At 41.5% G+C, this 12,404-nt stretch carries 11 protein-coding genes; 10 read left to right on the top strand and 1 reads right to left on the bottom strand.

Going from position 1 to position 12,404, the window contains the following annotated elements:
* The first annotated feature begins 87 nt into the window (after window positions 1-87).
* The 7 genes from sstT to ACTNES_RS10215 all read left to right on the top strand — a co-directional run bounded on the left by sstT (window position 88) and on the right by ACTNES_RS10215 (window position 8,187).
* Window positions 88-1,314 (top strand): serine/threonine transporter SstT, encoded by a 1,227-nt coding sequence (sstT, locus tag ACTNES_RS10245; RefSeq protein WP_291817272.1) that lies wholly within the window; start codon window positions 88-90, stop codon window positions 1,312-1,314.
* Between the two features lie 224 nt (window positions 1,315-1,538).
* Window positions 1,539-1,796: a sporulation transcriptional regulator SpoIIID gene (gene spoIIID / locus ACTNES_RS10240; protein ID WP_291810083.1), complete on the top strand. Its 258-nt coding sequence runs from the start codon at window positions 1,539-1,541 to the stop codon at window positions 1,794-1,796.
* Between the two features lie 179 nt (window positions 1,797-1,975).
* Entirely contained in the window at window positions 1,976-3,226 is a 1,251-nt protein-coding gene (uraA, locus tag ACTNES_RS10235; RefSeq protein WP_243103511.1) for a uracil permease, read from the top strand.
* A 28-nt stretch (window positions 3,227-3,254) separates the two neighbouring features.
* The gene (locus ACTNES_RS10230; RefSeq protein WP_291810088.1) at window positions 3,255-4,091 is read left to right on the top strand and encodes an alpha/beta hydrolase; all 837 of its coding nucleotides are present in this window, start codon (window positions 3,255-3,257) and stop codon (window positions 4,089-4,091) included.
* A gap of 264 nt (window positions 4,092-4,355) precedes the next feature.
* Window positions 4,356-5,858: an alpha-N-arabinofuranosidase gene (locus ACTNES_RS10225; RefSeq protein WP_195981988.1), complete on the top strand. Its 1,503-nt coding sequence runs from the start codon at window positions 4,356-4,358 to the stop codon at window positions 5,856-5,858.
* Between the two features lie 131 nt (window positions 5,859-5,989).
* Window positions 5,990-6,262, top strand: coding sequence for a DUF6171 family protein (locus tag ACTNES_RS10220; protein ID WP_320813278.1), 273 nt, complete (start codon window positions 5,990-5,992; stop codon window positions 6,260-6,262).
* Complete coding sequence (locus tag ACTNES_RS10215; RefSeq protein ID WP_441039219.1) at window positions 6,259-8,187, top strand: glycoside hydrolase family 127 protein; 1,929 nt, start codon at window positions 6,259-6,261, stop codon at window positions 8,185-8,187. Before ACTNES_RS10220 ends, ACTNES_RS10215 begins: the two co-directional genes overlap by 4 nt.
* A gap of 95 nt (window positions 8,188-8,282) precedes the next feature.
* Here ACTNES_RS10215 and ACTNES_RS10210 read toward each other — a convergent pair whose 3' ends face one another.
* A complete protein-coding gene (locus ACTNES_RS10210) occupies window positions 8,283-9,206 on the bottom strand; it encodes an ArsR/SmtB family transcription factor (RefSeq protein WP_291817258.1) in 924 nt (307 codons plus the stop codon).
* A gap of 228 nt (window positions 9,207-9,434) precedes the next feature.
* Between ACTNES_RS10210 and ACTNES_RS10205 the strand changes: the two genes are divergently transcribed.
* From ACTNES_RS10205 to ACTNES_RS10195, 3 genes are all read left to right on the top strand, one after another.
* On the top strand, window positions 9,435-10,391 hold the full coding sequence (locus ACTNES_RS10205) for a glycoside hydrolase family 43 protein (protein ID WP_055057693.1): 957 nt from the start codon (window positions 9,435-9,437) through the stop codon (window positions 10,389-10,391).
* A 23-nt stretch (window positions 10,392-10,414) separates the two neighbouring features.
* On the top strand, window positions 10,415-10,597 hold the full coding sequence (locus tag ACTNES_RS10200; RefSeq protein ID WP_055057692.1) for a hypothetical protein: 183 nt from the start codon (window positions 10,415-10,417) through the stop codon (window positions 10,595-10,597).
* Between the two features lie 77 nt (window positions 10,598-10,674).
* Window positions 10,675-12,189, top strand: coding sequence for an alpha-L-arabinofuranosidase C-terminal domain-containing protein (locus ACTNES_RS10195; protein WP_441039218.1), 1,515 nt, complete (start codon window positions 10,675-10,677; stop codon window positions 12,187-12,189).
* Window positions 12,190-12,404: the final 215 nt, after the last annotated feature.

Here is a 12,404-nt window from a genome sequence, read left to right as displayed (position 1 = left end):
TGTGCTTTTCTTGCATATTTCTGTGTTTTCCTTTATAATGTAACGTATCAGTGTTTTACAAAACTAAAGGGAAAGAGGAACAAAGAAATGAAGAAATTATGGGACAAATGGACAGAGATCGCTCTGGTAAAGAGGATTCTGGTGGGCCTGATCCTGGGTGCGATTCTTGGAATCGCTGTACCACAGGCAACAGGAATCGCAATCCTTGGAGATGTCTTTGTAAGCGCATTAAAGGCTATTGCGCCGCTGCTGGTATTCTTCCTGGTTATCAGTTCTCTGTGTAATGCAGGAAAATCTCATGGCGGTGTTATTAAGACGGTTATCATTCTATATATGTTCAGTACAGTACTGGCAGCAGTGATCGCAGTATTTGCAAGTATGGCATTTCCTGTAAAGCTGACACTTGCTACAGCAGCAACAGATACAAGTGCACCGCAGGGTATTGCAGAAGTATTAAATAATCTGCTTCTGAATGTAGTTGCAAATCCGGTATCATCGTTGGTAAATGCAAACTATGTAGGAATCCTGATGTGGGCAATCCTGCTGGGACTTGCATTCCGTGCAGCAGATAAGATGACTAAAAAAGTTCTGGCTGATGTTGCAGACGGAATTTCTATGGTAGTAACATGGATTATTAACCTTGCACCTGTAGGAATCTTTGGCCTGGTATTTAATACAGTATCAACCAATGGCCTGGAGATTTTTACAACATATGGAAAATTGCTTGTCCTTCTTGTAGGATGTATGCTTTTCATTTATTTCGTAACAAACCCGCTTCTGGTTTACTGGTGTATCCGCCAGAATCCTTATCCATTGATCTTCCACTGCCTGAAGAGAAGTGCGCTGACAGCATTCTTTACAAGAAGTTCCGCAGCGAACATTCCGGTAAATATGAAAGTCTGCGAAGAGATGGGATTAGACAGAGATACTTATTCCGTAACCATTCCGCTTGGTGCTACTATTAACATGGACGGTGCAGCCATTACTATTACAGTTATGACAATGGCAACTGCATTTACACTTGGTATCCATGTAGATATTCCGACAGCCATCATTCTGAGTCTCCTTGCTGCGCTGTCAGCATGCGGTGCTTCCGGTGTAGCCGGCGGATCCCTTCTTCTGATCCCAATGGCATGCTCCCTGTTCGGAATTTCCGATGACATTTCCATGCAGGTTGTTGCTGTAGGGTTCATTATCGGCGTAATTCAGGATTCTGTAGAAACAGCCCTGAATTCCTCCTCAGATCTTCTGTTATCTGCATCCGCAGAATTCAGACAGTGGAGACTGGAAGGAAAAGAGATTAAATTTAAATAAGAAATGGGAAATCCCATACGACGGTCGTCCGGTGAGGGCGGCCGTTTTTTGTGTTATAGGAAATTACTCCGTAATGTTCCTATAACATAAAAAGCCCTCCGACGCAGGCGGAGAATCCTGAAAGCAGGATTCTTTCTTGTATAAGAAACTGTATTAATGAAATACAACATAACCAATAATTAAAATGCATACACTGTAAAAACAGCGTCTTCGGAGGCTTATCCGTGAAAGATTATATCGAGGAGCGGGCAGTGGAAATTGCAAATTATATTATTGAAACAAAGGCGACGGTACGTCAGGCGGCAAAGAAATTTGGGATCAGTAAGAGTACAGTACATAAGGATTGCACTGACCGGCTCAGCCAGTTAAATCCCGGACTGGCATGTGAAGTCAGGCGAGTTCTGGATGTAAACAAGCAGGAACGGCATATCAGGGGAGGACTTGCAACCAGGGAAAAATATCTGCATCAACATGAACTTTAACCTCGCTGGCGGTTATGATGTATGTAAGCTGCTGTCTTAAAATGACAGTAGCTTTTTTTACGTATTCTGTGTATAATAAATCGAAATATTTTTATAACTGTTCAGTGCCTTCGCAGGATAGTAGACTACTGAATAGTTACAAATTTTACAAAAACAGGGAAAAGAGAGGAAGAAAGAGAGTGGAAAAAAGAATTATACAGGTAGAAGAAAAAGTACCTGCAAAGTTATTGATCCCACTGAGTATCCAGCATATGTTTGCAATGTTCGGCGCATCTGTGCTGGTTCCGTTTATGTTTGGGATTAATCCGGCGATCGTATTATTGATGAATGGTGTAGGTACATTATTATTTATCTTTATTACAAAAGGTAAAGCACCGGCTTACCTTGGATCAAGTTTTGCATTTTTGTCACCGGGAATTCTGGTTATGACTAAATTTGGCTATCAATATGCACTGGGAGGATTTGTGGTACTTGGTATTGCAGGTATGATCCTGGCACTGATCATCGGAAAGTGTGGTACAAAGTGGATTGATATCGTTCTTCCGACAGCAGCAATGGGACCTGTAGTAGCATTGATCGGTCTGGAACTTGCCGGAAGTGCAGCAAGCACAGCAGGACTTCTGGATGAGCAGATTGACATGAGAAATGTGATCGTGTTCCTGGTAACGCTTGGTGTTGCCGTATTTGGACAGATTCTGTTCCGTGGCTTCTTATCTGTCATTCCGATCCTGATCGCGATCATTGCCGGATATGTAGCTGCAGTACTCTGCGGAATCCTGGATTTCACAGCAGTAAAAGAAGCAGCGTTTTTTGCGCTGCCGAATTTCCAGCATCCGAAATTTAACCTGGAAGCAATCTTAACTATTTTTCCGGCACTTCTGCTGGTAACTTCCGAGCATATCGGACATCAGATAGTAACCAGTAAAATTGTAGGAAAAGACCTTCTGAAAGAGCCGGGATTACACCGTTCTCTGTTTGCAGATTTCTTCTCCACAACCCTTTCTGCATGCATGGGATCCGTACCGACAACTACTTACGGTGAAAATATCGGTGTTATGGCAATGACAAAAGTTTACAGTGTACAGGTAATCGGCGGAGCTGCGGTTCTTTCTATTTGCTGTTCTTTTCTTGGAAAACTGGCAGCATTGATCAATACAATTCCGGGACCTGTAATTGGAGGAATCTCTTTCCTTCTTTATGGTATGATCGGTACTTCCGGACTGCGTATGCTGGTAGATAACAAAGTAGACTACAGTAAATCCAGAAACCTGACACTGACCTCTGTTGTATTTATCGTAGGTCTTTCCGGAATCGCCCTGAATCTTGGAAATGTAAAACTTACAGGTATGGTACTTGCCTGCGTTGTAGGTATGGCACTGAGCCTGGTATTCTATATTCTGGACAAGCTGCATCTGACAAACGATCAGTAATTTTACAGAACACAAGGAGGATAAAAAGATGGCACTGATGGAAGTAAATTTCTTTTCAAAGGCGCTGATGCGCCCGGTAACAATGAATGTGATCCTGCCTGCAGACAAGGTGTTTTTTGAGGAAGAGGCCGAAGAGGATGACAGACCTTTTAAAACACTTTATCTGCTTCACGGAGTTATGGGAAACTACACAGACTGGGTGACCGGGACCTGCATCAAGAGATGGGCAGAGGAGAAAAACCTGGCTGTGGTAATGCCTTCCGGAGCAAATATGTTCTATATGGATCATCCGGATGCAAATGAAAATTACAGTGAATTTATCGGAAAAGAACTGGTAAAGATCACAAGAAGAATGTTTCCGTTATCTCATAAAAAAGAAGATACTTTTATTGCCGGGTTATCCATGGGCGGCTACGGTGCGATCCGCAATGGTCTGAAATATCACGATACATTTGGCTATATTGCGGGGCTTTCTTCTGCAATGATCCTGGAAAAAATGAACGTGGCAGATGACAGCTCTCCTATGTTTTTTGAGAAAAAAAGTTTCCTTGAAAGCGTGTTTGGGGATCTGTCAAAGATTTCGGACTGTGAGATCAATCCGGAATGGATCGCCAGAGATATGAAAGAAAAAGGTATTCCATTTCCGCACATGTATCTTGCATGTGGCCTGGATGATCCGCTTCTTCCTCCGAACCGTAAGTTCAGAGATTTTATGTGTGAACTTGGTGCAGATGTAACTTATGAGGAAGGTCCGGGAGCCCATGAGTGGGATTTCTGGAATCGTTATATTAAAAAAGTGCTGGACTGGTTGCCGCTGGATAAGGACAGCAAAGAAGGCTTGAACAGCGGAAATGTAGGATTGTAAAATCTGATTGAATCGTGAGGGAGTCACAATAGATTGAAATGAAATCTGTTGTGGCTCTTTTTGTATTATAGTAAGAATAAACTTTGGGCAGGATTCGCATTCGATCAGGTGTATTTGCATTGTTTTTTTGAATTACTATAGCAATTTTGCAGAAACATATTGAATATCATATAGAAGTTGTGTATAATGATAAAACAAAATAAAGTATATTATTTTAGAATAATGTAAAATAAACGCATAAAAACACCAGCTATGGAGGTAAAAATGACTAAGCTTGTAATTAATCCATCTAAGAAACAGAGCAAAATTAACAAAGAGATTTACGGACACTTCTCAGAACACCTGGGAAGATGTATCTACGAAGGAATCTATGTGGGCGAGGATTCCCCGATTCCGAACAAGAACGGAATGCGTACAGATGTAGTAGAAGCATTGAAGCATATCAAGATTCCGGTACTTCGCTGGCCGGGTGGCTGTTTCGCAGATGAATACCACTGGAAAGATGGCATTGGACCAAAAGAAACACGTAAGAAAATGATCAACACACACTGGGGCGGTGTTGTAGAAGACAACAGCTTTGGTACTCATGAATTCTTCGAACTCTGTGAACAGCTTGGATGCGAAGCATATGTTAATGGAAACCTGGGAAGCGGAACTGTGCAGGAAATGTCTGAGTGGGTTGAGTACATTACATTTGAAGGCGTTTCTCCGATGGCTGACCTCCGTAAGAAAAACGGACATGAGAAACCATGGAAATTGGATTTCTTTGGAGTTGGAAATGAAAACTGGGGATGTGGCGGAAATATGAATCCTGACTTCTATGCAAATGAATACCGCCGTTATCAGACTTATGTCCGCAATTATCATCCAGATCACCCAATCCACAAAGTCTGCTGCGGTGCCAATGTAGATGATTATGAGTGGACTTCCGAAGTATTAAAGACTACACATAATCATTGCCTGAAAGAACTTCACGGAAATATGGATGGTCTTTCTCTTCATTATTATGTACATCCGGAAGGATGGGAGATCAAGGGAAGTGCTACAGATTTTGATGATAAGGTATGGTATAAGAGTCTGAATAAAGCGCTCTTTATGGAAACTTTGATCGAGCGTCACGGACATATCATGGACGAATATGATCCAGAGAAAAAAATCGGCATGATCGTTGATGAATGGGGTGCATGGTACACAGTAGAACCAGGAACAAACCCGGGATTCCTGTATCAGCAGAACACAATGAGAGATGCCCTGATCGCAGGTATCACTTTGAATATCTTTAACAAACACAGCGACAGAGTAAAGATGGCGAACCTTGCACAGATCGTAAATGTGCTTCAGTCTGTGATTCTTACTGACGGTGCTGATATGATTCTGACACCAACTTATCATGTATTTGATATGTATAAATATCATCAGGATGCAATGCTTGTAGACAGTTCTGTTGAAACAGAAACTATTGGTGTGGAAGACGAATGGCAGGTACCGAACCTGACAGAATCCGTATCTGTAGCAGAAGACGGAGCTGTACATATCACACTGACAAACCTGTCTCTGGATAAAGATTATGAAATCAGAACTATCCTTACAGATTACCAGGTAAATGAAGTTAAAGGTGAGATTGTACACGGCGAAATGCACGAAATGAATACCTTCGAAACACCGGATCAGGTTCGTGTAAAAGAATTTAACGAAGTGGAAAAAACAGCAGAGGGAATTAAATTTACAATTCCTAAATGCAGTGTTCTCCATCTGGAAGTAAGATAATTACAGTATTTTTAAACAGATAAAATGAAAGATTAATAAACTTTACAAATTCACAGAAAATGCCGCTTCTGACAAAACAGGCAGGTATTTTCTGTGAACATTTATAATGGAAACAAAAAGGAGACTAAGGTATGAACGGGAAGCTGCGTGTGTGCAGGAAATGTCTGTCCGGACAAAAGAATGAAGAAGCTTTTTATGAGGATCTGTCACGCTATATTCAGCGTATGGATGAAGAGCTGAAAGTAGATCAGCAGACCTATGAGAAAAGGCTTGGCATATGCAGCTCCTGTGAACGATTAATGAGTGGGATGTGCAGGCTCTGCGGATGCTTTGTGGAACTGCGGGCTGTACAGAAGGTGCGAAAATGTCCGGATCTGCCGGAAAAATGGGAGGCGCAGAAATGAAAGAAGGTTTAAAGAGCAGTTTGCTGAATAAGGTAAAAGTAACGGATAAATTCTGGCGAGGATATCAGGAACTGGTAATGGATACAGTCATTCCTTATCAGGAGAAAATATTAAATGATGAGATTCCGGGAGTGGAGAAGAGCCATGCACTGGCAAACTTCCGTATTGCAGCAGGCCTGGAAGAGGGCGAGTTTTATGGAATGGTTTTTCAGGACAGTGATGTTGCCAAATGGCTGGAAGGCGTGGCATATGCATTGGAAGTCCGTCCGGACCCTGAACTGGAAGAACGTGCAGATAAGGTTATTGAGATCATTGAAAAAGCACAGCAGGATGATGGATATCTGAATACATTTTTTACAGTTAAAGAGCCCGAACATCGTTGGCAGAATCTGCAGGAATGTCATGAATTATATTGCGCAGGGCATATGATGGAAGCTGCGGCAGCATACTACGAAGTAACTGGAAAAGATCGTCTGCTTCATGTCATGGAGCGTATGGCAGAGCACATTGAGAAACGTTTCGGAACAGAAGAAGATAAAGAACCGGGGATTCCGGGACATCAGGAAATTGAACTGGGACTTCTGCGCCTTTACGAAGTAACCGGAAAAGAAAACTACAGAAACCTTGCCAGATATTTCATTGAACAGCGTGGAAAAGATCCGGATTACTTTGTAAAAGAAAAGGAAAAAAGAGGCTGGGTTCACTTTGATATGGATGTGAATAATAGAGAGTATAACCAGGTCCATGCCACTGTCTATGAACAGAAAGAAGCGGTGGGACATAGCGTCCGTGCGGTGTATATGTACACTGCTATGGCAGAACTGGCTTCTCTTTACAAAGATGAAAAACTCTATCAGGCATGCTGTGATCTCTGGGAGAACATGACTCAGAAGAGAATGTATATCACCGGAGGAATCGGCAGTACCGTAGACGGCGAGGCATTTACCATTGATTATGATCTGCCGAATGACACTGTTTATGCGGAAACCTGTGCATCCATCGGGCTGGTATTTTTTGCAAGAAAGATGCTTGATAATGTGATGGATGGACGCTATGCAGATGTGATGGAACGAGCACTTTATAATGGGATCATCAGCGGAATGCAGCTTGACGGAAAGAGATTTTTCTATGTAAATCCACTGGAAACAGAACCTGGAGTCAGCGGAAAATTATATGGATATAAGCATGTTCTGCCGGAGCGTCCGGGCTGGTATACATGCGCATGCTGCCCTCCCAATGTAGTCCGTCTGCTGATGTCTCTTGGTAAATATCTGTGGAGTGAGACAGAAGATGGAGTTTATTCTCATATCCCGGCAGGCACAGAAGCGCACTTTGATAAGATGGATGTAACCGTAGAAAGCAACTATCCATGGGACGGAAAAGTAATCTATCATGTAACCGGAAAAACAGAAAAAGAAACTATTCTTGGAATCCATATCCCATCCTGGGTACGCCCGGGTTCTGTTCAGGTGCGTATAAATGGAAAAGTGAAAGATATCACGGCAGATGTGGAAAAGGGATATCTGATCCTTAAGAGAGTGTGGGAAAATGATGAAGTAGAACTTGTTTTTCCGATGAAGATCCGCAAGATTTATGCAAACCTTAAAGTAAGGGAAGATGCCGGCTGTGTAGCATTTATGCGCGGGCCGATCGTTTATTGTTTCGAGGGTGTGGACAATCCGGGCCTGCTTCAGTCTTACCACATCTTTGAAGATGCAAAGATGGAAGAGGAAGTCTGCAAAGAAGGCCTGCTGGAAGGCTGCGTCCTGCTTAAAATCAAAGCACGTAAGCTGGAAACAGTGGGAGATTCTCTGTACAGTGATATTGCACCGGTGAGAACGCTGACAACACTGACAGCAGTGCCGTATTACACATGGGGCAACCGCGGAGAAAATCAGATGAGAGTCTGGATGTGCGGAGAATAATCAGAGAATCAGATGAAATATAAAACAAAAGCAAGGAATTATGTGGCAAAGCACATCGGTTCCTTGCTTTTGCTGTTTTCAGATATTCTGTAAAATTATACATTTGGAGTATAATGCACTTTCACATTAATATCCTGATTATAGTTTCCGAAATCTTTTCCGAAGAGTGTCAGACCGCCAATATTCTGAGATGGTTCATCCACCTGGAAACGGAATACCATATCATCCTGAGAGGTAAAAGTGAGCTGCTGTGTATTCGCATCAGAGATCTTTAATCCATCGATAAAAGTACCGTGACGGTCAATGACAAGCATCTTCAGAAGACCATACTGATTCCAGTTCGGGAACCACCAGTCGGGAGTGAACATACCGTGGACATCACCGAAATCTCCGGGGCTTGTCCAGGTTCCGACCTTTGTATTATTCAGGAAAAAGGAAATATCAGAAGGCCAGTCACTGTTGACTCCGGGAGCTTCTGAACTGATTTCAAAGGAGAGTGTCAGCCGGTCAATCTTCTGTCCCGGAGGCAGCATATTTGGAATGCGGTAATCAATAAATCCCCGTCCAAACCATAAAATCTTTGCATCTACATGGCTCGGATGAGCAAAATAACGAGGATCATCTACCTCACCGATGAGATTATCGGTAGTAGACAGCCCACAGGTTGGATAGACAGAATAATTAAAGTAGTTGCCGATCGGAATGTCAATAGAGTAACTGTCCTCAGCCGGGCTGTCATTGTTAGAGGCAATATCAACCAGGATCTTGTCAACATTAATGCGACAGACCTTCTGGTTTCCGTGGCCGGAATGCTCTGGAAGAATTGCGAGAATTCCGGATTCTTCGAGTTTCTTTACATGGCTGGTCAGGGCACCGTTGGTAATCCCCAGACTGGAAGCCAGTTCATTCATATTCATTTCCTGATGCTCAAGGAGAGTCTGGATCAGCCGTATGCGGATGTCAGAACCAAGAGCTTTGAAGACAGGGACCGCCTGCTCCAGACTTTTAATATATAACATAACGGATTTCCCTTTCTGAATTTATAGTATAGATTTAAAGCATTTTTCAAACGCACTCTAACGGCATTTATGGTAAATTATAACGAATGTGAACAAAATGTGCAATGAAAAGAAAAAAATATAGTTGATATTTTCTAAAAAATACGGTAAACTTTTAAATATATAAAAGTATTTTATGCAAAACTAAAATAAAAAGTGATGTTGCAGAATCAAAAGGGGGATACAATAATGAGCGAAGAACTAAAATATAATGAACCATGGATCTTACAGCGGGCAGATCCATATGTATACCGACACACAGATGGAAATTATTATTTTACGGCATCTGTACCTGCTTATGACAGAATTGTGCTGAGAAGGAGTAAAACTCTGGCAGGGTTAAAGGATGCTGAGGAAATCACAGTCTGGAAGAAACATCCTGAAGGGATCATGAGTGAACATATCTGGGCGCCGGAGCTTCATTATCTGGATGGTAAATGGTATATCTATTTTGCCGGCGGGGATAAAGATGATGTCTGGGCGATCCGTCCCTATGTGCTGGAATGTGCAGATGCGGACCCTCTTATAGGAACCTGGACAGAGAAAGGGAAGATGGGACGTGCAGATGAGGATGAATTTTCTTTTGAAGCTTTTTCCCTGGATGCGACAGTATTTGAAAACAAAGGAAAACATTATTATGTATGGGCTGAGAAGGTAGGCGTGGGAAAACAGATCTCAAATCTTTATATTGGTGAAATGGAATCACCATATAAACTGAAAACTGTTCAGGTACTGCTTACAACACCGGATTATGACTGGGAGAGAGTTGGGTTCTGGGTAAATGAAGGTCCTGCAGTGATCCATCATAACGGTAAAATTTATCTTACCTATTCAGCATCTGAAACAGGCGCTGCGTACTGTGTTGGAATGATGTCGGCATCTGAGGATTCTGATCTTCTTGACCCGAAATCCTGGACAAAAGAGCGTTATCCGGTTCTGTGCACGGATGCAGACAGAGGAGTTTACGGTCCTGGACATAATTCATTCACTGAAGATGAAGAGGGAAATCCAATCATGGTTTATCATGCAAGGATTGAAGAAAAGATAGAAGGAAATCCGTTGTATAATCCAAACCGCCATGCCATGCTGATGAAAATCCACTGGGATGAAAAGACAGGAGCACCGGTATTTTCTTACGAAAATTAACGTAACCTGAGAGGGGATAATATTTGGAGAACTGGTATGAGAAAAAATGGGGAATAATTCTGGGACTGACAGGAAGGATGCTTCTCGCATTACAGAGTATATATGCTGACAGTACAACAGAGACAACAGGTGAGGTAAACGAAAAAGAAACAGCAGACGAAAAAAATCATGTACACATTGGGTGCAGATCCCGCAAAGGAGTATAGCTGATGCCTTGGTTATGTGTAGGTAGGATGAAGGAAGTTAGGGCTTCTGGGGGCAGAGATGAGGAGGTAGTTGGAGTATGAAATATCATGTAAATGAAAAAAGAGCAATTGGGAAAAGAAGTCCTATGTTGTATGGGCATTTTATCGAGCATTTTCACAGACAAATTTATGATGGGATTTATGATCCTGGAAATAAATTGTCCGATGAGGAAGGCTTTCGTAAAGATATCATTGAGGCAATGAAGAAAATCAAAGTTCCGGTTTTGCGCTGGCCGGGTGGATGTTTTGTATCTTCATATCATTGGAAAGATGGAGTGGGAGAAAACAGACACCCTTTTTTTGATAAAGCATGGCGTGTGGAGGATCCGAATACATTTGGAACAGATGAATACATTCATATGTGCAGGAAAATAGGATGTGAGCCTTATATTTGTACTAACGCAGGAACTGGAACTGCAGAGGAAATGAGCGACTGGGTTGAATATTGTAATCTGAAGAATGAAGGAAAGTATGCAAAGTGGCGGATTGCCAATGGCGAGGAACAGCCATACAATGTAAAATATTGGAGTATTGGAAATGAAAATTATGGAAACTGGGAAATTGGTGCAAAAAGTTCTGAAGAATGGTGGAGACTTGTAAAGGAAGCTGCAAAAATGATAAAACATGTGTCGCCGATAGTGCAGCTATCAGCGGCAGCACTTCCAGATATTGACTGGACGATGAGTCTTTTAAAACATTGTGGGGCATATCTTGACTGGATTTCTTTACATGGATATTGGGATATGCTTCCGGAAAAAAATGAACTTGCAGATTATAATCAGTGCATGGCATATACAGAACAGGTGGACAGGGCGGTTCTTGATGTAAAGGGATTGCTTACGGCATTACATCTGGAAGGAAAAATAAAAATTGCTTTTGATGAGTGGAATTTGCGTAGTTGGCATCATCCAAATGTACATACAATTGAACAGGGAATAGATTCCAAGACTTATCTTGTGCCGAGAGATAAAAATGATGATAATTCTTCTTATACAATGGCAGATGCTGTTTTTACAGCCTGCTTTTTGAATGCTATGAATCGTCATTGTGATATTGTTGGAATGGCTAACTTTGCACCAATCTTAAATACAAGAGGATGTATTTACAGTTATAAAGATGGACTTGTATTAAGAAGTACCTATCATGTATTTGACTTATATGTCAACCGTTTGGGAGATATTGTTCTGGATGGTTGGGAAGAAGGGGAGAAAAATACAATTACAGTGTTTGATAAAAATGGTAATCAAATAATCACAGATACATTGGATATTTTGGCTACACAGCATTCGAGAACAGGAAAAATTTCTATTTCTGTGGTAAATAAAGAGGCGGAAAAAAAACAGAAAGTAAAAATTTGTCTGAACGAAAATCAGAAAGGGAGATATAGAATTCAAAAATATCAGATTGCAGGAAAGTCTGTGGATTCTTATAATGATATTGACAAAAAGGATGTATTTATTGAAGGATTTCCGGAAGAAGAGACAGACGGAGTATATGAAGCGGTTTTGTTACCACATTCCATAAATGTGTTTGATTTTGAAAGAATCAGGTAAATACATGTTTTTAACTGTGAATATTCGTTGGATAAAATGTTATGGACTGATATTTTATGTGAATTCAGAGCCTGAATAATACTTTGTAATCTGAGTACTGACAGGATGTTAGCGTCGGGAGAAATTAGCCATTTATTGTCGGGAGAAAATGACCAATCTCAGTCGGACAGAAATAACCAATGCATCAGTTTTTCCTTTCTTTAATGTTGTGCTTT

It is taken from the genome of Blautia sp. HCP3S3_D9 (assembly GCF_052063845.1).
In the GTDB taxonomy this organism is placed as follows: domain Bacteria; phylum Bacillota; class Clostridia; order Lachnospirales; family Lachnospiraceae; genus Blautia_A.
This window is presented reverse-complemented; position numbering and strand designations above follow the sequence as displayed.

Coding starts and splice junctions, on each gene's coding strand:
- ACTNES_RS10225 (WP_195981988.1), top strand. CDS start 4,356: ATGACTAAGCTTGTAATTAATCCATCTAAGAAACAGAGCAAAATTAAC.
- ACTNES_RS10220 (WP_320813278.1), top strand. CDS start 5,990: ATGAACGGGAAGCTGCGTGTGTGCAGGAAATGTCTGTCCGGACAAAAG.
- ACTNES_RS10205 (WP_055057693.1), top strand. CDS start 9,435: ATGAGCGAAGAACTAAAATATAATGAACCATGGATCTTACAGCGGGCA.
- ACTNES_RS10215 (WP_441039219.1), top strand. CDS start 6,259: ATGAAAGAAGGTTTAAAGAGCAGTTTGCTGAATAAGGTAAAAGTAACG.
- ACTNES_RS10230 (WP_291810088.1), top strand. CDS start 3,255: ATGGCACTGATGGAAGTAAATTTCTTTTCAAAGGCGCTGATGCGCCCG.
- ACTNES_RS10195 (WP_441039218.1), top strand. CDS start 10,675: ATGAAATATCATGTAAATGAAAAAAGAGCAATTGGGAAAAGAAGTCCT.
- ACTNES_RS10210 (WP_291817258.1), bottom strand. CDS start 9,206: ATGTTATATATTAAAAGTCTGGAGCAGGCGGTCCCTGTCTTCAAAGCT.
- sstT (WP_291817272.1), top strand. CDS start 88: ATGAAGAAATTATGGGACAAATGGACAGAGATCGCTCTGGTAAAGAGG.